23 protein-coding genes, 1 tRNA gene and 1 pseudogene are annotated in these 22,075 nt (G+C 41.2%); 12 read left to right on the top strand and 13 right to left on the bottom strand.

From position 1 onward, the window contains the following. Positions 1-2: 2 nt before the first annotated feature. A complete protein-coding gene (locus C0V70_RS12765; protein WP_158649678.1) occupies positions 3-1,004 on the bottom strand; it encodes an efflux RND transporter periplasmic adaptor subunit in 1,002 nt (333 codons plus the stop codon). Further along, positions 1,001-2,308: a TolC family protein gene (locus tag C0V70_RS12760; protein ID WP_158649677.1), complete on the bottom strand. Its 1,308-nt coding sequence runs from the start codon at positions 2,306-2,308 to the stop codon at positions 1,001-1,003. The genes C0V70_RS12765 and C0V70_RS12760 overlap by 4 nt, the downstream gene beginning before the upstream one ends. 85 nt (positions 2,309-2,393) lie before the next feature. On the opposite strand from C0V70_RS12760, the gene C0V70_RS12755 reads away from it, so the two are divergent. The 4 genes from C0V70_RS12755 to C0V70_RS12740 all read left to right on the top strand — a co-directional run bounded on the left by C0V70_RS12755 (position 2,394) and on the right by C0V70_RS12740 (position 5,223). Continuing rightward, positions 2,394-3,344: an aldo/keto reductase gene (locus C0V70_RS12755; protein ID WP_158649676.1), complete on the top strand. Its 951-nt coding sequence runs from the start codon at positions 2,394-2,396 to the stop codon at positions 3,342-3,344. 41 nt (positions 3,345-3,385) lie between these two features. Continuing rightward, a complete protein-coding gene (locus tag C0V70_RS12750; protein ID WP_102244244.1) occupies positions 3,386-3,691 on the top strand; it encodes a hypothetical protein in 306 nt (101 codons plus the stop codon). A gap of 7 nt (positions 3,692-3,698) precedes the next feature. Continuing rightward, positions 3,699-4,697, top strand: a complete 999-nt coding sequence (locus C0V70_RS12745) for a histone deacetylase family protein (RefSeq protein ID WP_102244243.1) — start codon at positions 3,699-3,701, stop codon at positions 4,695-4,697. A gap of 124 nt (positions 4,698-4,821) precedes the next feature. After that, positions 4,822-5,223 carry a response regulator gene (locus C0V70_RS12740; protein ID WP_102244242.1) on the top strand — a complete coding sequence of 134 codons (402 nt, stop codon included), beginning with the start codon at positions 4,822-4,824 and terminating at the stop codon, positions 5,221-5,223. Positions 5,224-5,240: 17 nt separating this feature from the next. Here the strand turns inward: C0V70_RS12740 and C0V70_RS12735 are convergent, their stop codons facing one another. After that, positions 5,241-6,602, bottom strand: a complete 1,362-nt coding sequence (locus C0V70_RS12735) for an HAD-IG family 5'-nucleotidase (protein ID WP_102244241.1) — start codon at positions 6,600-6,602, stop codon at positions 5,241-5,243. A gap of 102 nt (positions 6,603-6,704) precedes the next feature. On the opposite strand from C0V70_RS12735, the gene C0V70_RS12730 reads away from it, so the two are divergent. The 4 genes from C0V70_RS12730 to C0V70_RS12715 all read left to right on the top strand — a co-directional run bounded on the left by C0V70_RS12730 (position 6,705) and on the right by C0V70_RS12715 (position 9,445). Next, positions 6,705-8,144, top strand: coding sequence for a thioredoxin-like domain-containing protein (locus C0V70_RS12730; protein WP_158649675.1), 1,440 nt, complete (start codon positions 6,705-6,707; stop codon positions 8,142-8,144). A gap of 17 nt (positions 8,145-8,161) precedes the next feature. Next, positions 8,162-8,237, top strand: a tRNA-Ala gene (locus C0V70_RS12725). A 174-nt stretch (positions 8,238-8,411) separates the two neighbouring features. Next, on the top strand, positions 8,412-8,924 hold the full coding sequence (locus tag C0V70_RS12720; protein ID WP_102244239.1) for a nuclear transport factor 2 family protein: 513 nt from the start codon (positions 8,412-8,414) through the stop codon (positions 8,922-8,924). A gap of 53 nt (positions 8,925-8,977) precedes the next feature. After that, a complete protein-coding gene (locus C0V70_RS12715) occupies positions 8,978-9,445 on the top strand; it encodes a hypothetical protein (protein ID WP_102244238.1) in 468 nt (155 codons plus the stop codon). A gap of 4 nt (positions 9,446-9,449) precedes the next feature. Here C0V70_RS12715 and C0V70_RS12710 read toward each other — a convergent pair whose 3' ends face one another. After that, entirely contained in the window at positions 9,450-10,343 is an 894-nt protein-coding gene (locus C0V70_RS12710) for a chemotaxis protein CheX (protein ID WP_102244237.1), read from the bottom strand. Positions 10,344-10,593: 250 nt separating this feature from the next. Between C0V70_RS12710 and C0V70_RS12705 the strand changes: the two genes are divergently transcribed. Further along, positions 10,594-11,181 carry a DUF2239 family protein gene (locus tag C0V70_RS12705; protein ID WP_102244236.1) on the top strand — a complete coding sequence of 196 codons (588 nt, stop codon included), beginning with the start codon at positions 10,594-10,596 and terminating at the stop codon, positions 11,179-11,181. Further along, on the top strand, positions 11,178-12,041 hold the full coding sequence (locus tag C0V70_RS12700) for a class I SAM-dependent methyltransferase (protein ID WP_102244235.1): 864 nt from the start codon (positions 11,178-11,180) through the stop codon (positions 12,039-12,041). Before C0V70_RS12705 ends, C0V70_RS12700 begins: the two co-directional genes overlap by 4 nt. 6 nt (positions 12,042-12,047) lie before the next feature. Here the strand turns inward: C0V70_RS12700 and C0V70_RS12695 are convergent, their stop codons facing one another. The 4 genes from C0V70_RS12695 to C0V70_RS12680 all read right to left on the bottom strand — a co-directional run bounded on the left by C0V70_RS12695 (position 12,048) and on the right by C0V70_RS12680 (position 14,519). Next, on the bottom strand, positions 12,048-12,392 hold the full coding sequence (locus C0V70_RS12695) for a hypothetical protein (RefSeq protein WP_102244234.1): 345 nt from the start codon (positions 12,390-12,392) through the stop codon (positions 12,048-12,050). A gap of 8 nt (positions 12,393-12,400) precedes the next feature. Then, the gene (locus tag C0V70_RS12690) at positions 12,401-13,735 is read right to left on the bottom strand and encodes a hypothetical protein (protein WP_102244233.1); all 1,335 of its coding nucleotides are present in this window, start codon (positions 13,733-13,735) and stop codon (positions 12,401-12,403) included. Positions 13,736-13,867: 132 nt separating this feature from the next. Next, complete coding sequence (locus C0V70_RS12685) at positions 13,868-14,338, bottom strand: DUF1826 domain-containing protein (protein WP_102244232.1); 471 nt, start codon at positions 14,336-14,338, stop codon at positions 13,868-13,870. After that, positions 14,298-14,519, bottom strand: coding sequence for a hypothetical protein (locus tag C0V70_RS12680; RefSeq protein WP_102244231.1), 222 nt, complete (start codon positions 14,517-14,519; stop codon positions 14,298-14,300). The genes C0V70_RS12685 and C0V70_RS12680 overlap by 41 nt, the downstream gene beginning before the upstream one ends. Positions 14,520-15,256: 737 nt before the next feature. Between C0V70_RS12680 and C0V70_RS19365 the strand changes: the two are divergent. Both C0V70_RS19365 and C0V70_RS12670 read left to right on the top strand, forming a co-directional pair. Next, positions 15,257-15,343: pseudogene (locus C0V70_RS19365) on the top strand (SEC-C metal-binding domain-containing protein); the annotation flags it as partial. A 64-nt stretch (positions 15,344-15,407) separates the two neighbouring features. Continuing rightward, positions 15,408-15,611, top strand: coding sequence for an SEC-C metal-binding domain-containing protein (locus C0V70_RS12670; RefSeq protein WP_102244229.1), 204 nt, complete (start codon positions 15,408-15,410; stop codon positions 15,609-15,611). A 69-nt stretch (positions 15,612-15,680) separates the two neighbouring features. On the opposite strand, the gene C0V70_RS12665 is transcribed toward C0V70_RS12670, so the two are convergent. The 5 genes from C0V70_RS12665 to C0V70_RS12645 all read right to left on the bottom strand — a co-directional run bounded on the left by C0V70_RS12665 (position 15,681) and on the right by C0V70_RS12645 (position 22,016). Then, positions 15,681-15,887, bottom strand: a complete 207-nt coding sequence (locus C0V70_RS12665) for a hypothetical protein (protein ID WP_102244228.1) — start codon at positions 15,885-15,887, stop codon at positions 15,681-15,683. A 115-nt stretch (positions 15,888-16,002) separates the two neighbouring features. Further along, on the bottom strand, positions 16,003-17,127 hold the full coding sequence (locus C0V70_RS12660; protein WP_102244227.1) for a hybrid sensor histidine kinase/response regulator: 1,125 nt from the start codon (positions 17,125-17,127) through the stop codon (positions 16,003-16,005). Next, complete coding sequence (locus C0V70_RS12655) at positions 17,124-17,702, bottom strand: chemotaxis protein CheB (RefSeq protein WP_102244226.1); 579 nt, start codon at positions 17,700-17,702, stop codon at positions 17,124-17,126. The genes C0V70_RS12660 and C0V70_RS12655 overlap by 4 nt, the downstream gene beginning before the upstream one ends. Then, positions 17,703-18,527 carry a CheR family methyltransferase gene (locus C0V70_RS12650; RefSeq protein ID WP_243733560.1) on the bottom strand — a complete coding sequence of 275 codons (825 nt, stop codon included), beginning with the start codon at positions 18,525-18,527 and terminating at the stop codon, positions 17,703-17,705. A gap of 3 nt (positions 18,528-18,530) precedes the next feature. Continuing rightward, positions 18,531-22,016, bottom strand: coding sequence for a response regulator (locus tag C0V70_RS12645; protein ID WP_102244225.1), 3,486 nt, complete (start codon positions 22,014-22,016; stop codon positions 18,531-18,533). Positions 22,017-22,075: the final 59 nt, after the last annotated feature.

Here is a 22,075-nt window from a genome sequence, read left to right as displayed (position 1 = left end):
TCCTATAACCAAGTCGCTTCTTTGACTTTAACTTTCATACCGTCAGTGAGTTCAATTCCTTCAAGTGGTTTTGCCACCAGTTCGTTTGGTTTAACACCATCGAGAATTTCTACGCGCTCGTAGTTTCCAGTTCCAACTGTTACTGGGCGTTTAACGAGCTTTGAATCTTCAATCACGAACACTGAACGGTTTTTACCTACACCAGTTAAAACCATTGCTGGAAGAATCATGGCATCTTTTTTTGCTTCAACCACAATTTCCACGTCAGCTGAGGCGCCAACAGGAATCAGGCTTTGGTTTTCTAAAATTTCCAGTTCGATCTGGCTTGTTCTATCCTGGTCTTTTACAGTTGAGACGAAAGGAACAACCTTCGTCAGTCTTGCCTTGATGATTTGGTTTTTCATCGCCGGGATTTTTACACGAGCATCTTGTCCGATCTGGATTTTTTGTAAATCTACTTCGTCAATTTCACCTTTAATCAAACGAGTTTTTAAATCGATGATCTGAACGTCGATCTTTTTATCCGCCGTCGCAAGGCTTGCTCCACTTTGGTAGAATTCACCAACTTTTAAATTTAAAGCAGTGATCATCCCATCAAAAGGGGCCTTGATGATTGTTTTATCTAAGTTGATTCTTGCCACTTCTCTGGCGCGGTTAACACCATCAAGGTTGGCCACAGAAACCAGTCCATTTTTATAAAGCTCCTGGCTTCTTTCGTAATCTTTTAAAGCCTCGTTATAAACAGCTCTAAGGTCTGCGTTTTCGAGCTCAGCAATCACAGTCCCTTGTTTGACTTTGTCTCCCAGAGAAACGTGGATTTTAGAGATGCGCCCGGGAGTTCCAAAAGCAAGCTCTGCTTGTTGTTTAGCTTCAACAGTTCCTGAGTTAGTTGTGGTTACAGTGCTTTCAACTGTGCCTTTTCCTAACTTGATCCCAGTGACTTCAACTTTGCTTCCACATGAAACAAAAAGAGTAAGAACTAAAAGAAATGCGATATTTTTCATAAGCCGGCCTGCCATAGGTAATTTTGTGAAAGGGTATAGAACTGAATCTTGTTTTGGGCAAGATTGATTTTAGAATCGAGCAGGTCATCCTGAACTTCTAAAAGTTCAAAGAGTGAGCTCTTTCCTAATTGGTACGATTTTGAAGTTAGACGATAAAGCTCTTCAAACTGAGACACGTTAAGAGTTAGCGATGAAACTAGTGTCTCAAGAGCATTGATACGAATCAGGGTCGTATTCAAATCATTTTCCAGTTGCTGTTTTTTTAAACCGATTGAGTATTCAATTTGTTTTTTGGCAAAGTATTTTTCAAAGTGGCTTGAAGCAAAACTTCCGCCGCTAAAAAGAGGAATGGTCAGGACTAAAGCAACAGTATGTGAGCGGGTAGGGTTGTGAAGAGTCCCTTCCCAGCTGTCTGCAGCATTCGTATAAGAGCCCTGGATTCTTAAATCAGGGTATTCATTTCTCGTGAAGTCTGAAAGTGCCAGGCGGTTGATCTTTTCTTCCATCTCTAGACTTTGGTATTTCGGGCTTGCTCTCAGGTTAGGAACTTCTTTTTTAGCGGCCACAGAACTTAGCGAGCTGATTAGTTCTAAAATCTGCTCTTCACTTAGGTTAGAAACAAAGTCTAAGTCTTTTTGTTCAAGGCCAGAGTATTCCACAAAACGGTTCTTCGCATTTTGCTCTTCTTCGATATAGGAAGTCTTTTTTGATGTGAGAGATACCAGGTTGGCGTCCGAACGAAGAACATCAATCTTTGTTTTTTGGCCCAGGTCAAATCCAAGCTGTGCTTCTTTTTTTCCTGTCTCTGCTTTTTTGAGCGAGTTCTCAACTGCGGCCGTTTTATATTTGGCCAGCAAGTAGTTCAGGAAGTAAGTCGTAAACACAATAGGGTATTCACTTTCTTTGATCTCAACATCGATTTCACTTTTATCTTTTTCGGCAAAAGACTTTCTCGTGTTTTGGATTTGATTAAAGTTCACCAGTGACCATTCGTACTGGATGGCCCATGACGAGTTTAAAACTCCAATACCAAGAGCGCGAAGAGCGGCGTTTTTATCTTCAAAGAAATCTTTTTCTCTTTTTAAAACCAGGTTGACGTTGGGAAGGTGACTTGTGAAGCGAGTGTAATTTTCTGCTTTTTTCTGCGAACGAAAGGCCCTGACTGTTTTTAACTCTGGCGAAATGTCTTTGGACTTTTCTTGCAGAGAGCGAAAGTTTTCGACGAGTGTTGTTGAATCAGCAAAAGACGACCAACTAACTAAAACAGAACTTAGGAAAAAGAAAAACCGCGGGGACATTTTCATGACGAATGCTCTCATTCCTGTACAGATTAAAATTTAGATGTTTATTATTACACCTAATAGAAAAGCTTCACAAGGATATGTTCATATGACGCAATTACTAAAAATGGTCAGTTCACTCCCAATCGCCTTCGGTGGCGCCGCTATCAGCGGAGAAGGAGGAGGTTACGGTTTTGGTGAAATCAGCGAAGGTGAATCTATTGACCTCTTACACCAGGCCTATGAGGGCGGAATCAGAATTTTTGATACAGCTCCAATTTACGGTTTTGGGTTGTCAGAAGTAAGAATGGGGAAGGCATTTAAAAACATGCGCGAGAAGGTCTTCCTGGTTTCAAAGTCAGGGGTCACTTGGCATGAAAATAAGCGTGTCGATATGACTAACGATCCAATAGTTGCAAAGAGAATGTTAGAGCAATCTCTACGCGATTTAAACACGGATTTTATTGACCTCTACATGGTTCACTGGCCGGATGCCCGTGTGGATATCAGAAAGACGATGGAAGTGCTCTCAAAAGCAAAACACCAGGGGAAAATTAAACATATTGGTCTATGTAATACGAATGTAGATGAGCTTAATAAAGCGTTTGAAATTGACCGCGTAGAAGTAGTGCAGTCTGAATTTAATTTATTCACTAACAAGTTTGTTCAAGCTGAAATTTTTCCTTACCTGAAAGAAAAAAACATCAGCTTTATGAGCTGGGGGACGTTGGATAAAGGGATTATCACTGGACGCGTGGATGAAACGAGAAAAGTTTACGATAAGAGCGACTGCCGTTCATGGGCACCTTGGTGGAAAGACATGGACAACTCGGCCAAGTTCGAAGCGATGAAAAAACTCTGGCCAGCTTTAGATAAAAATCACCACTCGGGGCTTGAGCTGGCCCTGGCCTACAATCTAAGTTTTCCAGAGCTCTCAACGGCCATCTGTGGCGCAAAGAGCAAAGCTCAGCTTGAGTCACTGCTAAAAGCCGTGAAAAATTTACCAAAAAACGAACAGTTACAAGAGTATATCGCCCTTGCACAACCGGCGCAAAAATGATTAAAAAGACGAGCTTAAAATGCATTATCAGGAGACCTAAAATGAAGAAATTCATCTTATCTGCAATCACATTTTTAACTCTGTCATCGCAAGCTTTTGCTTTTGTTCCTCAAATGGAATTTTTCGTAAACCGCGAAGTGGCCACTGCACGCGTATGGAACACAACTTACCGTCCAATCGTTTGTAACGGTGTGGCCTATGGAAGAACTTGGCAAGGTGTTGTCCTTAACTCATGGGTTAACGGACTTGTTATTTACCCAGGAGCTGCTGCGAACGTTTATGTTCACTCGAACTTCTACGATCCAATGGTTCAAGCTTGGGCACAGATCGACTGTCAAATTTGGTAATTTATAAATGATCTTTTATCATCCCGATTGTGATCTACGGTTTAGCGAATATGGAATCGAGATCCCAATCGTGGATGAACGTGCTTCCCACGTTTTTTCTGCCTTAAAATACCTTTATCCTTTTTTAGAATACACCGATTTAAAAACTCTTCCTCGCATCACTCGCGAAGATCTTGAACGCGTTCACAATAAAGATTTTATTCATCGTTTATTAGGGACAGCTGGCGAGAGACAAGGGGAGATTTACCAGTGTTATGAGCTGGTCAACGATCAAGGTAAGTTTGAAAGGTATAATCCAAAGAATCAAAAACGAGATTGGAAAGAGTTGGTCGAAACTATTCTTATGCAAGTAGCGATGACGTACAATTCGACTAAATACGCACTTAAAAATGGCTTCAGCTATCACCTCGGTGGAGGCATGCACCACTCGATGAGTTTTGCCGGACGTGGTTTTTGTCTGGTTAATGATATCGTCATCACTCTTAGAAAATTACAAAATGAAGGGGCCATAAAAACGGCCTGGATCGTCGATGTCGATGTTCACAAAGGTGATGGGGCTCCAGAAATTTTACAAAACGATACGACGATCAGAACTTTTTCGATTCATATGAAAGAAGGCTGGCCGCTTAATTCAGGCACTGTCCGCGATCCATGGTTTATTCCTTCATCGATTGATGTTGGGATTGATGTAGGTGAGGATGATCAGTATTTAGCGCGTCTGGAATCTGGTCTTTTAGAAATGCAAGAGCGTTTTCCTAATCCAGATGTAGTAATCGTTGTTAACGGTGCCGACCCTTACGAGCATGACGAACTACCAAGTGCATCTTTTATTAATCTTTCAAAAGAGCAGATGCTTGCCCGTGATAAGTTTCTCTATCAGTTTTTCAAAGAGAGAAATATTCCTCAATCCTATGTGATGGCCGGCGGGTATGGTTCTAAAGCATGGGAAATTTACCTGCAATTTTTAAAGTTTGTAGGCGAGAACGCTCCTTTTCACTTGAAGTAAGTACTCCTTCATAAATAAAATTTTACTTAAAACTAACCAAAGTGATTTACTTTCTCAGTGGTTTTTATCGAGAGGAATTTTCTTACCAGTTCAAAGCGTTCGGCCCTTCTATTAGAATGAGGCTATGAGCAAGACAAAATTTAAAATTCTCCTAGTTGAAGACGAACCAATGGTACTAGAAATCCTGAAAGAAGGATTCAGTGCTCAAGGGCATAGAGTGATGACTGCTTCTAGTGGCAATGAGGCGATTGAGATTTTAAAAAAAGAAAGATGCGATATTGTTTTATCTGATCTCAAAATGCCTAATGGTAATGGAATGGATGTCGTAAGCTTTGTGAAGACGATGAAGTCAGCGCCTATCTTTTTCTTCTTAACTGGCCAGTCTGAGTACACAGCTGCCGAGTGCATTGCTGCCGGAGCAAGAAATTATTTCACCAAGCCTTTTGATATCAAAAAACTCATTGGGCAAATCGAAAACGAATTTAAGATGGAAAGCCTTGGCCTGAAACTCAGCTGTATTGAGTAACAGGCCAAAGAAATAGATTAAGATTCGTGAGGAAGAACGCGGCGGTGAGGGCGGAAGTACGTTCTTGGCGAGTATTCAATCAGGTCTGAAACTTTCGTCATATAAATACACGCATACTTTTCTACCTGGTCAGCAAAACGAGACTCTTCAAGACCAGCTCTCATCATCTCTCCCCAATATGGGTTAAAGAACTGACGGTGCTGTTCTAGTAAATCAGAGATCGTCGAGTTGACCTTATCAATTTCCGCAAACAGGTTGTTTAACTCTTCTTTAGGAACTTCTTCATGGAACTCGTGCTTTTTAAGATCGAGCTCATTAAGCTTTGTCTCCAGGTTTTCTTTAATCAACATTTGTTTGTCGATCTCTGCCTGAATAGGTGCGCTCTTTTTAATCGCTTCAATCTCTTCAGCAAGAGGATCTAAAACCAGAGCAGTTCTCCAGTTAAACGTCTTCTTGATACTTACAACGTCACCGTAGATATGATCCCCAAGATAAAGGATCTCATCTCCTTCAAGGCCCAGGTCTTTTTGCAGTTTTCCGGCAAATCCACCTTGGTAAATCCCTTTTGTGATTTTTCCTTCAGCATTGCTCATAAGCCCTGTTGCCGGGTCAATTGAAAGAAAGGGAGTCTTGATCGTGAAGAATCTTGGCTTACTTGCAAGAGTCACCGTGATCTCAAAAAGCTCTGACCAGTCTTTGTGTTCTTTTAAGAATGGATTGATCGTGTAGTCGAGAAGAAGCTTCGTGTAGTTGAAGTCAGAGTTCGTGATAACTAAAAGTTTTTTCCCGTAGCGCTTGTAGCGTTCAAACAGCGCCACCACTTCAGGGTCCTGAATGATGAACTGGTCGATGTTGTTGCGCACGTGATTTTTTAGTGTTCCGTCTGAGTGACAAACATCCAGGGCCTCCTTGATTTCAACAGCAAGAGTGTCGAAGTCTGGAAGATGAAGTCCTTTTTCTTTCAGGTCTACTAACTGCGAGTAAAGAACTCCGTTAGAGACAGCAAAGTTTGTATCCAAACTTTGAATGTGTGGATCAGAAAGATCGATGACGCCGTTTCCGTAGATGCGTTGCTGCTCTTTGAAATCGAGTGGAGAGAGTCCATGGTAAGACGACTTCACTTTTCCAAAGCGCGAAACCTTTAAAAGGTTTCCTTTTGATTTGTCGATAACAAGACCTTGAATAACGCGTTTGAAGTCGAATTCAAGTTTTAAAATCTCTGATGGATAGTTCTTATCACTGACAAGTTTTTTTAATGTGGCCTGATGAGTAAATCTCTCGAAGGCCTCTGAGTTGTAACGAACGATCGTATAATCCATGTCAAAGCCAATTGCTTTGATTTTCTTTAGATTAAGAGTACGATTAATGAAAATTCCCATTCTGGGTACCTCTTTTGAAAGTGCAGGGTTGGACAGCATTATATCATATCAGGAAGACTCCGCTCACGTCAATTTTGGTCAAGAATGTATGAGGAGCATCTAATGAAGAATCTATTTATTTTACTTATTCTTGCTATTAGTTTTAATACTTTTGCCCAAGGGAAAAACGACACGACGGCCTTAAAAGTGCTCTTAGAAACAGCGCCGATACTCAATACAAAATCGCCACTTAAGGTGGGCGATCTCAAGGGGAAAATCGTTTTAGTCGACTTTTGGACATACGGCTGCATCAACTGCATGCAAGTGATTCCAGACTTAGACTTCCTGGAAAAAAAATACCCGAAAGATCTCGTCATCCTAGGTGTGCACTCTGCGAAGTTTGATAACGAAAAGGGAAATTTTGAAATTAAAAAGGCCGCCGCCCGCTACGGGATTCATCACCCGGTGATTAATGATTCAAAGTTTGAAATCTGGAATGCTTTTGGTGTTCAGGCCTGGCCGACATTGGTGCTGGTTTCACCTGATGGGCGTGTTTATAAAGGTTATTCAGGAGAAGGGCATAGAGATGACCTGGATAAAGACATCGCGGCATTGGTTAAGAATTTCAAAGGAAAGATCAATCAAAAGATCGTCGCTGTTGAAGATGACAATCATAAAATGCGCTTTAAGTTTCCTTCAAAGATTATTGAAGTGGGAAGTTTCTCTCTTGATGGGAAGCCTGCTCGCTCAGTTTATTTCTTAACTGATTCAAGTCACCACCAGATTGTTGGACTTGAAAAAAATGGCACAGAATTCATGCGCATTGGAAGCGGGAAAGAAGGTTTTACTCCTGATACACTTTCCCGTCCTCAGGGAACAGCTTTTAAAGATGGTATTCTTTATATTGCCGATACAGCAAACAATGCTCTTCGCGCTTACGATTTTAAAACAAAAAAAATCACGACTATCGGAGGCGACGGGAAACGCGGAAGCATCTGGGCCTCTCCTTGGGATGTGAAATTCACGTCGCCAGATGAGTTGACCATTGCCATGGCCGGAACTCATCAACTTTTAGGTTTTAATATCAAAACGAAACAGGCCCGCGTGGTGGCCGGAAGCGGGGAAGAATCAATTAATGATGGGATCTTGCCGTTTAACTCTTTATCGCAGCCGTCGGGGCTTTCTCTAGTTAATGGAAAGCTATACTTTGTTGATGCGGAGACGAGCTCTCTGCGTGTTTTAGACCACGGAAAGATTACGACCTTAATTGGGAAAGGGCTTTTTGATTTTGGGCTTAAAGATGGGGATAAGGCGAGTGCTCTAATGCAACATACGACCGGGGTTTTTGCGACGGCTGATAAGGTTTACCTGGCCGATACGTATAACAATGCCATTCGTGTTTACGATGTGAAGAGTGGGAAGCTTTCGACTCTGACCCGTGGACTAAAAGAGCCAAACGATGTGCTCGTTTCAGACGGGAAATTGATTGTTGTGGAAACTGGAGATCATGCGTTAAAGAAAGTTGATCTAAAAACTGGAAAAGCTGAAAATTTTATTCAATAATAGGTCTTCACGTAAGTGGGCTCATAGCTCAGCTGGGAGAGCGCAACGCTGGCAGTGTTGAGGTCTGCGGTTCGATCCCGCATGGGTCCACCATTTCTTTTATTTTTATCCATCTTCGTCGTTAGGCACTCGTCGCGGACTCAGTCACATACTGGGCGTATGCTCCTTCGTCCTTGCTCGGCCTGCCTAGAATCTGGATAAAAATAAAAGAAATGGTATTTCAAATGGGGTTAGTGGATTTAGAATAGATGTAAAAAGGGGATGGTTATGAAAAAAGTTAGTTTGATTGTGGCAGTTTGTGTTCTTGCAGTTTCAAATTTTAGTTTCGCGCAAGAAGTTGTCAGAGGATCAAATAATCCAGAATCACTATTCACTAGCCCGGACCCAAAACTCCACGCTAATAAACAAGTTGTCTATCACATCATTCGCGATTTACTCGAAGCGAATCACTGGGACCTGGCAGAAAAATATTTATCCAAAGAGTATCTTCAATACAATCCGAACGCAGCTTCAGGAAGAGATAGTGTTGTGAACTATTTTACGAAAGTCAGAAAGGTAAAACCTTCGGCCATTCCAGAAAAGATCGAACAATATAAAGTTGTATCGGTTGTTGCGGAAGGGGACTTAGTGACTGTGGCCTTTGCCCGCACGGTAAAAGATGAGAAGAATCCAAAGAATGACTACACGACAACTTGGTTTGATATGTGGAGAATCAAGGATGGAAAGGCTGTTGAGCATTGGGATTCGGCCTTAAAAGGTGAAGCTCCAAACCTAAAGTAAGAGCAACTCTTTGTTGCATTTACATGCCCTAAACCTTTTGCCAGATTACCCCTATGTACGAAGTGTTCCTTTTTGTTCATTCATGGTTTCGATGGATCGTGGTCGTCGCAGGTTTGCGTTTGCTCGCGATTGTTCTTCATGGGTGGATGAGAAATAAAAACTGGGAGCGCTCAGATCAAAAGGCCTTAAGTCTCTTTAATGAAGTCCTCTCTTATCAAATAGCAATGGGGATTTGCCTCTATGGCTTTTTAAGTCCTCTGCCTAAGATAGGCTGGAGTGACATGAATCTTGCTCTCCATGATCCTATTTTGCGTTTCTGGACGATTGAGCATATTACCAGCATGCTGTCTTCTATTGCCACTTTTCATGTCGGTAGAATGATTGCGCTTAAAAAGTCACCTATCGAAAAGCGCTTTAAAGTCTTATCAATAACACTTCTTCTTTCAATGGCCTTAATTTTATCCGCTATTCCATGGCCTTTTCTAAAGTATGGCAGAGATCTTTTTCGGTTCATCTTCTAGGGAGTTAAATTAACCCCGGCGCCACCGCAAGATAAAACTTCCCCAGATCACACGAGAAAGGGATAACAATGACAACCTTGTATTGGATTTCACCAAGGTGAAGTGAAGGGATGACCATCTCCAGGTTGAGACCATCGTCTGAGAATTTCTTCTTACATTGCCCGTAGATGATGTTGGCGAGCTCGCTGGCAAAGTCTTTGTTTTCATCGGTAATTTTGCTTTGAGCTTCTTGTACGACGACGTTGTATAGTGCAAGGAAAGTCTCTTCTGGGAAGGCGATATAATAGCTACCTTTAAAGTAAGTCGAAGAGATTAAGATCTTTGATGAGATTGCGATATTCAGTGGCTCTTTGAGATTGGACATGAGCATTGGGGCAGAGTGAGTGAGTTCTTTGATTTGTGCCATGTCTGTTAAAACTTTTTTAGTGTTAGTGATAAAGACATTCACGAACTCAAGATCGATATTGAGAGGATCAGAGCTTGCCTTTTTGGCCACGGCTTCAACTTTTCCAAGTGTGGCGATTTGTATCTTTTTAACCAGGTCTTCAGTGTCTAAAGGCATGTGCAGGAACTGCGTGTTTTTGAGATTGAATTCGTTCGTAATTTCCTGCAGGAGTTCGTAATCGTCACAGGCGATGAAGATGGCCGTTTCAATTCCATCCTTTTCTCTTAGCATTGAAAAGTATTTAAGAATAAAGAATAAATCTTTTTTCCCTATGTTTGCATTGATGTAAAGGCATTTGATTTTGTGTTGAGCTGTCAGTTCAGTAAGCTTTTGACGTCCGTTTAGTGAAAAGACGATAATTTTTTTTGCACTTGCCTTGAGAAGTTTATCTTTTAAAAGCTCTCTATCCTCATTGGAACTGTCGATGATGAGGGCATTTCTATTGAATTCCATGAAGGATGTTCTCTGTGATGATTTTTATGTTTAGTCTTCACTTCCTTATCGGCTGTTTTTTGCCTTGTTTTAAGTGATAAACATTAAGTTTTTCCATTGCAATCCTGAAGGGAACCTTAAAATAAATCACCGAGTGTTTTACTTCTTAAATTTGTTTAGCCCTGGCCATCAAGAGACAAAATTATAAGGGTCCATTAATATTACCCGGGTTAAATTGACAAGGGAATAAAACCCGGGTAATATTCAATACATGACAATTCAAGAAAAAATCACATTCACAGCGTTTAATGGCCACACTTTACTTTGCCAGGGAGATCTCTCGGAAGTCGTTCTCGAGGTAAAAAAGTTTATTGGCAAAGCTTCCAACAGCTCCATCTTGATTTTCAGTGACGCCACTGGGAAGACCATTGATTTTAACTTTCATGGAACCAAACAGGAAATCATGAAGCGTCTTGAGGTTTACACTTCCCCAGGAAGTCTGGATTCATCGGGGCCGGGGAGACCGAAGTTAGGAGTGGTTTCAAGAGAAGTCTCTCTTCTTCCCCGTCATTGGGAATGGTTGGCCACTCAAAGAGGAGGGGCATCGGCAACCTTGCGCACTTTAGTGGACGAGGCGATTAAAAAAGCGGCGAACACTCAAAGTATCAAACAAATTCAGGATCGCGCTTATCAGATCATGATGATTCTTGCGGGAGACTTGCAGGGTTATGAAGAAGCTCTGAGGGCGATGTATAAAAAAGACCGTAAGGCATTCTATAAACATATCGAGACCTGGCCGATTGATGTCATTAATTACTTGATTCAATCAACCAAACCTATTTTTGAGGATGCAAAATGATTAAAGACGTATCAGATACATCGGCATGGGTGACTTATTACCGCGTACTGGAGACACAGAGAAAAGATGCGATCTTTAAAGACCCATACGCCAAGGATCTTTTAGGGAGTGAGCATGCAGAAGCTTTTGCCAAGGCCCACACGAAAGTCAATAGGTGGACGAATTGGACAGTGGTGATGAGAACTTACATCATTGATCAAATGATCCGCGATTTAATAGCTAGAGGAGTGACCACTTTTATAAATATGGGAGCGGGGCTTGATAGCAGGCCTTATCGCATGAATTTGGACGCTCATATCAATTGGGTTGAAATTGATTTCCCCCATATTATCGAACATAAAAGTAAAGTGCTTGGAGTTCATACGCCAACATGTAAACTGGAAAGAGTTGGAATGGACCTGGCCAATAGAGAGGAGAGAAGGAAGCTTCTGGAAACTCTTGCCTCAAAAAATGAGCGCATTGTTGTTTTAACAGAGGGAGTCCTTCCGTATTTAACTGAACTTCAGGTGGCAGAACTCTCGGAAGATCTGCAGGCCTTTAAAAGTTTCCAGTACTGGATTTGTGAATACATTTCTCCGATGTCTTATAAATTTCTACAAAATCCAAAACAAATGAAAGGTCTTAAAAATTCTCCTTTTCAATTTTTTCCTGAAAACTGGAGAGGTTTTTTTGAGTCAAAAGGATGGAAGTTAAATCAAGAGAGATTTTATTATGAACTTTCTGAAGAACTAAAAAGGCCCACCCCTTTTCCTCTCATATTTAAGCTTGTCGCTGCAATAAAAGGAAAAGAGTGGGCAAGACCATTTAGAAAAATGTCTGGTTATCTCTTATGGGAGAGAGACTCCCAAGAGAAATCCTAGGATAGATTATTCGTTTCCGCGAATACAAGTCAGTCCGGTGTAGTCTTTTACTCCTTGAGCAGATGAAACCTGCACACTTGAAGTAAAGCGGTCTCCCGGATTGGCAAAACTTGAGTCTTTAATTGTTAAACGAACTGAGGCCGCTGGATTTGTCGTGTTAGCAGCAAAGACTGTGTCAAATGTCGCTGTCATTTTTAAGTTCTGAGTAACAGTGTTAAATCCATTTCCAACAATTTTCATTTCGGAAGGATTCGCAGAAACGTCAATTGAAAAGCCTGCGCCTGAACAGTTGTAAAGGCCTGCAAAACTTAGTGTTGGAACAAGAGAAAGAGCGATAATCATTTTTTTCATAAAAGTCCTTACATAGCGATAGTGATAACGTTTTTATTATATTTAATATCTTTGGAAATTAAGCTTCTCTTTAAAAAGTACATAAGCATGCTGACAGATGTAAAGCCCAGAGGCAGCTTTGTATCGGTTACTGTAATAACCAGCTCATTTTTAGATTCATTGAAGTTCACTAGCCCATAGATTGAAACGCGCGAGTTAAATCCCAGGATTTTGACGTCGGCCTGAACGATCAAATCACCAGCAGAAGAGCTGATAGCGATTTTTTTAATCGAGCTTCCTTTTTTGTCATCTGGTTTTGTCGTTTTAATTTCGCCAATAGATATGCGGGCGTATGTTGTACAGTCTTTAAGAACCTGGTTTAGTTCCAGCAAGTCGGTGTCAGTTTCCTTTTTGCAGTTTAATAACATGTCATTGATAAAAGTCGTCGATGCCGGGTCAGAAAGGGCCCCGTTATTAAGTGAAAGGTAAACAATCTTATCTTGAACTGTGATGTCTTTAATATCCAGGTCAAATTTACTCTTAGCTTCGTTGTCGATCAAGTTGGCCTTCATAGGGGCCACTTTGATTTTGTTTAAACAGTCTTTTTGAAGCTTCTCAATGTTTAGTTCTTTGAGAGCAGGGTCTTTTGCACAATCAGCGACAACCTGACTGGCCTTAATGATGTAGGTGCCGTTACTGACAGTTTCTGTCTGATCCAGCTTGAAAGAGAGTTTATCTTTTCTGATATCAAAAGATTTTACGTTTGATTTAAGTGTGGTTTTATCACCTGTTAATTTGTTGAGGCCTTTGTATTCAAGAATGGCAGTGTCATTTGCAAGGGCATAACTTCCGTTAAGAGTTAAATAGCTCGCGCAGTTTGCCATGATGTCGTTTGAACTTCCGCCAGGAGTTCCTTCCAACACTGGAGTCTGGCAGTAAAGGCGGAAATTTTTCATATTGATGCTGTTTTCTGCATCGACGTAGGCCACATGTTCTCCGGCAAGATTGAGTTGAGTTTCATCAAGAATAAGTTTTGAATTGGTAAGTTCAAGTGTGTTGATCGTTCCTAAAAGGCTCCCATCTTCCAGAGTGAAACCGTAGTTTCCAAATTGAGTCGTAAAACCAAGGAAAGTTGGTCTGATAAAAATTTGTGAATCAAAAAAGTTATTTACGTTATTGATGTTGAGGATAATGCCGTTGTTATTTACATTGGCACTCTTAAAAATCAGAGTTCCAGCTTTACCCACACCTTTAACCGGGCGCTGGAAACGAAGACTGTCGATAGTAAGATCGGCCGATAATTTGGTCTCAGCAAAAGAGACAAGAGGCATGAGCATTATTAAAAATGGAAATAGCTTTTTCATAGGGTCTCATCAGTTGAATAATTTGATGTGACCTTATCTAAAGGGATTGGGATCGGGTAGCCCGTATGTAAAAAAGACAATAAGTAAAACCTTTAGTTTTTGAGATGTTACAATACTACCCGGGATGTCTCGTTAGAATATTGATTCGATTCTTAGCAAGACTCTTTTTTCTTTAGTCACTGACACCGGAGGAGAGGCATGTACGATGGCCTGGTTGAAAGCCGTTGGGTGGGCGTGACCTTTTAAAAGTGTGATCGTTTGAGGTGAGACCTGTTGGATCTGGTTTTGGTTTTTAATGACCTCTTCGTTTCTTCCTTTACCTAAGTTTTCACGTCTCACATTTTCTTCATAGGCCCAAAGTGTGCCAGGTCCGATGAGGTTATAGACAAGTCTCAAGGAATTCATATCGCAATGAAAGTACTTACACATATCTCCCTGGACTTTTTCCAGGCTGAGCCCCAGGTCGGGAGCATCTGAGATATCTGCATAGTGGGAAGTCAGAGTTTTGATGTAATTGATGAATTCCATCTTTTCCTCGTTGTCGTCAAGAATATAGAAAATCTCATCTAGTTGCTTGCTTGATTGATTGATTGATTGATTCATCGAAATTGTCTTTTGAAATGATACATTTGAACATTTGGGGAAGTTGTTCGAAATTTTTCTCCAAATACGTTTTTATGTTTTGAGGTTCAAAGGGAGCGACACTCATAAGAGCAATGTTGTATTCCTTTTGATGAATTGAGTAGAGTTCTTCAAATGTTGTCGCGTTGAGTGCCGTAGGCATAATTTGTCCTTTTTGCAATTGATTTGCATTATTTAATTTGCCAAATATTGCAATTCATTTGCAAATATGTCAAGAACAACTAGAAGTGTCATAAATAAATTTTGACCAGTATCGCCCCCTGTAGCATACTTGTAGGTGGCTTTGAGTTTTAATTCTACGGGAGAATCGAAATGGCAGTGAAGAAGAAAGTAGCAAAAAAAGCGGCACCTAAAAAAGTTGCAAAAAAAGCAGCAAAGAAAACTGTAAAGAAAACTGTAAAGAAAACTGTAAAGAAGGCAGCGGCGAAAAAAGCAACACCAAAAAAGGCAGCAAAAAAAGTTGCTAAAAAAACGGAAAAGAAAACTGCTAAAAAAGCAGCTAAAAAAGTAGTCGCAAAAAAAGCGGCACCTAAAAAAGTTACAACAAAAGCAGCTCCAAAAAAGGCAGCAACAAAAACAGCAAAGAAAGTTGTAGCGAAAAAAGCGCCAGCAACGAAAGCTGTAAAAGCGCCAGCTAAAAAAGTTGAAGCAAAAGCAGCTCCTAAAAAAGTAGCAAAGCCTGCGGCTAAACCAGCAGTTAAAAAAGCTCCTGAAGCAAAAACAATTTCAATCCCAGTAGCTAGCGCTGAAAATAAAAACATTAAGACAATTGAACAAAACGATTTTCTTAAACTAAAAATCGCTAAGACTATGCATGATGATCCAAACCCACATGGACACGAGCAAGAACCGGAAGTAGAGCACGAGCCTCTTACTCCAATCGTCAGAGAAACTCCGAAAGTTGGCCGTAATGAGCCATGTCCTTGCGGAAGCGGCTTGAAATATAAAAAATGTCACGGTAAATAGATCCATACGAAAGGCCGGTTTTCCGGCCTTTTCTTTTCACTTTCATCTTTGTTACGGAGTCAAAATGAATTCAACTAAAGAACAAGAAAAAGTCTCTGAAGAGGCTAAAGCGCATGACCATGGTCACGTTCATATTCACGGACCTCATTGCAATCACCACCATCATGAGCCTTTAAAGCCGATCATGCGTGATCAACCGAAAGTCGGTCGCAATGATCCTTGCACATGTGGAAGTCAGAAGAAATTCAAGAAGTGTTGTGGAGCTTAATTCACGACAAAGACGGGGAAGGAGAACAAGCCTTCCCCGCCGATTAAAAAGGAGAGTGCCAGAAGCTAATTACTTAGTCGCTGGTTGCTGAGAAGCTGGCTGCGTGGCCGATGGCTGACCTAACTTCTCCTTAACACATGCCTTTAAATCATTTTTTGTTTTTCCTTCAGCTTTACATGACTCCACTGCTACTTTTCTTTGTTCTCTGTTGATTTTTGTGCCGGCAAAAGCAGTCATTGAAGTTAAAGCTAAAGCAATCATTAGTGCATTTTTCATATCTATCTCCTGTGTGTCTCTAGTCACTCATTGTGAATGGCCAATCTCATGAGTTCATAGTGCGCCCAGGATATTAATAAGATATTTAATTGGGATTAAAAAAAATTAATGCCTTTTACTCGCTAACAGCAGGGAAAGAGACAATGAACATTGTTCCTTTACCTAAGTTGCTTTCTATGGCAATCGCCCCGCGATGAGCATCCATGATCTGCTTGGCAATGTAGAGACCTAATCCCAAACCACTGACATGTTCACTGTTGCTACCTCTTTTAAAACGTTCAAAAACGCTTAGAAGTTTTTCTTTTGGAATTCCCGGGCCTTCATCTTTGATTTTCAAGATGGCACTGGTGCCCTCTTGTTTCAAGTTGATTTCAAGGTTAGATCCCGGAGCATATTTAAAAGCATTAGATAAAAGGTTCACCACAACTTGCTCGGCCCTAAAAGGGTCACAATAAACCATGACCGGGTCTTGGATATCAATCTTAATAGATCTCATGGCCGCCAGCTGGTCAGAGTAGCGGTCAAGCACTTCAGTCATAAGAGTTGCGAAGTTTGCTTTAATAGGCTCCACTGTCAGAGTTCCTGCACGGATTTTTGTGGCATCCAGCAGGTCATCGATCAGGTGGGTAAGCTTATCGAGCTGCTTACCTGAGTTCGTGAAAATCTTTTTAAGCTTTTCAGAAGTAAAAGCTTTCATGTCCATCTTTTCATAATTTCTCATCGCCAGTTGGTTTTGCAGGCGAAGAGAAGTGATCGGCGTCTTTAATTCGTGAGAAGCAATAGAGAGGAAATCATCGCGCCACTTAAGTGCCTGCGAGAGTTGGTCAATTTGGTTTTGAATAATGAGCTTTTGTTTTTCGAGTTCTTTAAAAACCTTCACCTTACTTTTTACAATTCTGATGTCCAGAGGCTTGTATAAGAAATCTACGGCACCGGCATCGTATCCCATGAAAGTGTGTTGGGCATCAATAGCTCCAGCGGTCACAAAGATGATAGGAATCGATTTGGTTTTTTCTTTCCCACGCATCAATTCTGCCAGCTCAAAGCCGTTCATTTCCGGCATTTGAACATCGAGGATAGCAAGAGCAAAACCGTGAACCAAAAGCAGTTCAAGGGCCTCGACTCCAGACTGAGCTTTGTAGATGTTAACATCTTCTTCCTGAAGAATGTTTTCCAAAGAAATCAAGTTTTCAGGTTTGTCGTCGACAATAAGGATGTTGATGGTGTTTTCAGTACTCATAATGTTCCTTCTAATCCGGCCAGGAAAGTGCTCATTTCTTTAATCGACATGACATAATCCGCTTTGGCCTTATTAAATGCCGCTTGAGGCATTGTCGGGTATTCAGCATCGCGAGGGTCTTGAGTGATCGCGAGTCCTTTAAATTGTTTAATGGTCCATAAACCATGAGCTCCATCCTCATTAGCACCTGTAAGAACAATTCCCAAAAGAGAGCTCTTATAAGCTTCTGCTGCTGTCTCCATGGTAATGTCGAGAGAGGGGCGGGCATACTGGACTTTTTCTTCTGTAGAAAGACTGAAAGTGAAATCGTGCTCAACCAGAAGGTGATAATCGGCCGGTGCAAAATAAATATGCCTAGGCATAATAGGCTCTTTTTCATCAGCTTCTTTGAGCGTTATTCCAGGGGGGGCATAAAAAGCATTAGGGATGAACTGGTGTTCACCTAAGTGAAGGACAACGATCATGGGAATGGTGAAATTTTCCGGAAGACTTTTAAAAAGTGCATTGAGCGCAGTCACACCTCCGGCAGAAGCACCGACAAAAATGGCCTTAATATGAGGCTTGTGGTGTTTCATTTATTTAAGCTTCCTGTAAATTCTCTCATTGTTGGCCCATGGCTCGAAGGCCGAGCTCATTGATGAGAATTTTAAACTTTCTTTAGAACCAATTCCCAAAAATCCTTTTATCGACAAAGAGTCGTGAAAAAGAGTAATGGCACGGTTTTGTAATTTTTTATCAAAATAAATAAGCACGTTTCGACATGAAACAAACTGCATTTCAGAAAATACTGAATCTGTCGCCAGGCTATGGTCAGCGAAGATAATGCTCTTTTTTAACGACGGATCAATCGCCGCTGCATTGTAGTCGGCGGTATAGTAATTCGTAAAACTATGAAGACCTCCGGCCTCCTGATAGTTCTGTGTGTACTTTTTGATATCTTCCAGTCGGTAAATACCTTGCTGGGCCCTCTCGAGAGAGAGTGGATTGATATCGGTAGCATAAATCATCACGCGCTCTAAAAGCCCCTCTTCTTTAAGAATGATAGCAAATGAATAAGCTTCTTCTCCAGTGCTGCAGCCTGCGACCCAGATTTTAATCGACGGGTAAGACTTCAAGTAGGGAACAACTTTTTCTCTGAAAGCTTTAAAGTATAATGGGTCTCTGAACATTTCAGTTGTTGAAATGGTCATGTGTTGCAAAATGGCCGTGAAAAACTCCGGCTCATGAAGAACTTTTTCCTGAAGAGCGGAAATTGTTTTTATATTGTGAGTGATGAGGGCGTTGGAAAGTCTCCTCTTAACTGAGGCAAGACTGTATTGTCTGAAGTCGTACTTGTACTTCATAAAAACTGCTTCAATAAAAAGCTTCACTTCAATGTCGAAGACTTGTCCTTCCATCATTGTTTATATTCGTCCGTTTTGCGGCATCCACACTCTTAAAAGAGAAAGGAGTTTGTTTAAATCAACCGGCTTTGCCAGGTAGTCATTGGCGCCGGCCTCGCGGCATTTCTCCTGATCATCGGCCATCGCTTTAGCAGTAACGGCAATGATCGGAAGTTTCGCGAATCGTTGATCTTTTCTGATTTCTCTAGTGGCCGTGTATCCGTCCATTTCAGGCATCATGATATCCATTAACACCAGGTCAATTCCCAGGTCGCTTTTCACCTTATCCAGGGCCTCTTTTCCGTTTCTTGCTGTTTCAATAACTGCACCTTGTCCTTCAAGAGCAGCACTTAGGGCAAAGATATTTCTGACGTCATCATCGGCCAGGAGGATCTTTTTTCCTTCAAAGATTTTTTCTCTGCTACGAAGTTTTTGCAGCATCTTCTGGCGATCTTTAGGAAGTTTATCTTCAACCTGGTGAAGGAAGAGACTGACTTCACTGAAAAGTCTTTCCGGAGAGTGAGCACCTTTTAAAATAATGGACTGGGAGTATCTTTGTAGCTTTTGCTCTTCAGTTTTAGAAAGGTCTTTTCCTGTGTAGACAATAACCGGAGGCGAGTAGATGCCTTCAGTAGCAGTCATTTTTTCCAAGAGTTCATATCCTGTCATACCTGGAAGATTTAAATCTAAAATCATACAGTCGAATGAATGCTTCTTTAGAGATTCAAGAGCGCTTGTCGCATTTTCTGCCATAATAACTTCGACCGTCTTGTCTTGAATAAGTTCTTTAATGCTTTCTCTTTGAACTTTATTGTCTTCAACCACCAGAACTTTCTTTAGCCCATGAGTGAGTTTTTCTTCCATTTTGGAAATGGCCATTTTGATGTCGTTGATTGAAACCGGTTTTTTCAGGTAACCAACGGCCCCCATTTTAAGCGCCATATTGGCATGGTCTAAAGCAGAGATAATGTGAATAGGGATATGACTGGTTTTTGGATTGTTTTTTAAATCATCAATAACAGTCAGACCGCTTCTGTCCGGCAGATGCATATCAAGCAGAATCGCTTGAGGTAAGAATTCTTCTGCCGTTCTGAGCGCTTCATCTGCAGTCTGCGCCACAAGACAATTGAATTTTAGTTCATGCCCGAGGTCGTATAAAATCTTAGAGAAGTTAGTGTCGTCTTCAACCACTAAAAGGATTTTAATTTTATCGTTGATTCTATTTCTATCATCCTCAAAAGGAAGAGGCTTGTATTCCATTGGAGGAAGAGGCTCTTTCGTTTTTGGAGTAATGACTGGAGTAGGTGCGATAACGGATTTTTCTAAACGCGACGGAAGAGTTGCTTCTGAAAGAGCATCGACATCGTGCTTTTCTGGAAGATTAAGTGTGAAGATACTTCCTTTTCCAGGTTCACTGCTGACGGAAATCGTGCCACCCAAAAGTTTTGCCAGGTCTTTAGAGATAGTAAGCCCCAGACCTGTTCCGCCAAAGCGGCGGCTGGTTGTCCCGTCTGCCTGCTTGAAAGCATCAAAGATAATTTCTTGTTGTTCGAATGGAATACCAATTCCTGTATCGATGACTGAAAATTCGATGCGTCCATTTTTTATCATGATACGAATTGTAACTGAGCCTTTGTCGGTGAACTTAATCGCGTTTGATACTAAGTTCTTTAAGATTTGTTCTAATCTCTGGCGGTCCTGGAAAATAGAAGCAGGAGTGCCTGGAGCAATATTGATTTTGAAATCAATACTCTTATTTTGGGCCATTGGCCTAAACAGCCTTTCTATGCTGTCAGAGAAATCCTTTAAGATAATATCTTCTGGTTCAAGGTCAATTTTTCCGGCCTCAACTTTTGAAAGATCAAGAATGTCATTGATCAGGTTGAGTAGATCATTGCTCGAAGAGAAGATCGTTTGAGCAAATTCTTTTTCTTCTTCGCCCAGTCTTTGACGTTTATCTTCAAGGAGAAGCTGAGAAAGAATAAGTGTACTGTTTAGCGGCGTCCTTAACTCGTGGGACATATTGGCCAGGAACTGACTCTTGTATTGGCTAGATTGTTCCAGCTCGCGGGCCTTGTGCTCAAGTCTTAACTGTGCCTGACGAAGCTCTTCGTTTTTGCGATTGACTTCATCGGCCTGATTTTCAAGCTCAATACTTTGCTTTGCCAGTTGCTGGTTCGTTTGTTCAAGTTCAGACTGCTGCAATTCAAGTTTTAACTGAGACTCTTTAAGTGCATTGGTTTGCTCTTCCAGCTCTTCGTTATTGGCCTGAAGTTCTTCTTGTTGCGCCTGAAGCTCTTCTGTTTGTCTTTGTGATTCTTCCAATAGATTATTTAAGGTCGCGCGGTACTCAGCAGAGCGAAGAGCGATAGCGATGCTGTCAGCGACTTCGTCTAAGTACTCCAGTACTCTGTCAGAAACACGCCCAAGGAACCCGATTTCCAAAACACCTTTAATTGTTTTTTCTGCGATAAGTGGCAGCAAAACAATTTGATTTGGTTTTGCAGTCATGATTGTTGAAGAGACACTCAGGTATTGCTCAGGGATATCAGAGATCACCATAAGGCGTCTCTCAAGAGCAGTTTGTCCCACAAGGCCTTCACCAAATTTAACAATGGCGGTTTCCGGGTCTTTGGTAAAAGCATAGGTGCCCGTTCTACGCAGCATCCCTGATTCAGCATTATAAAGTGCTCCGACTTTTCCATCGAGACGATTGCAGAGATACTTAAGAACTTTATTTGAAAGTTCTTCAACTGAAATATCCCCACTGATACTGTCCATTAATTCAGTCTTTCCAGTTTGAATCCATTCCTGCGCTTCCAGGACCTGGTTTTGTTCAACTTGTTTTTGGATAACGTTGTTGTATGTCGAAGAGAGGGAGGTCAGTTGTCTTCTGGTAAAAATAGCAATAGCGATTCCACCAATAAGACTACAACCAAGGATAACAGAGAGAGCTAGTTTGATTGTTTCCTGAGTCTCCTGATTTCTTTTATCACGAATAATAGTTTCAACTTCATCAAAACGGGTGAAGATAGCACGGATGGCATCCATGCGTTTTTTACCTTCAATGGCCGGAAGAATTTTTTCAATGTCCTTGTTGGTGCGTCTTAATTCAATCGCCTTGGCACCGTATTCGTTCCAGGCATTAAAAGCAATCTGCATGTCTTTAGCACGGTTGGTTTGACCTAAATTATCCTCGGTCATTGCAATCAGTTTGCTGAATTGCTCAGGCCCTCTTTTAATAGTTGTATTGTAAGGCTCGAGATAAGATTCATCTCCCGTGAGTAAATATCCTCTCACTCCAGTTTCTGCATTAACCATCAATTTCATATTCTCATTGACCTGTCTTAAGACACGGGCACTTTGAACAACTAAGTGATTGGCCGATAAAAGTTGGAAGATGATATAGACAAAAATTCCTGAAAGGATAAAGGAGCCGACAACTGGAATAACAACGGTGCGAGTACTAAAGCGTTTGAAAGTGTTTGGATCAATTGCGTGTTTCATTTGGCAAACTTAGCACTTGATTCGGGAAGTTTAAAGTTTAAACCTTTATATGCGATGGG

Source organism: Bacteriovorax stolpii (assembly GCF_002872415.1).
GTDB lineage: Bacteria > Bdellovibrionota > Bacteriovoracia > Bacteriovoracales > Bacteriovoracaceae > Bacteriovorax > Bacteriovorax stolpii.
Note: the sequence above shows the minus strand (reverse complement) of the source record. Positions and strands in the feature narration are given on the sequence as shown.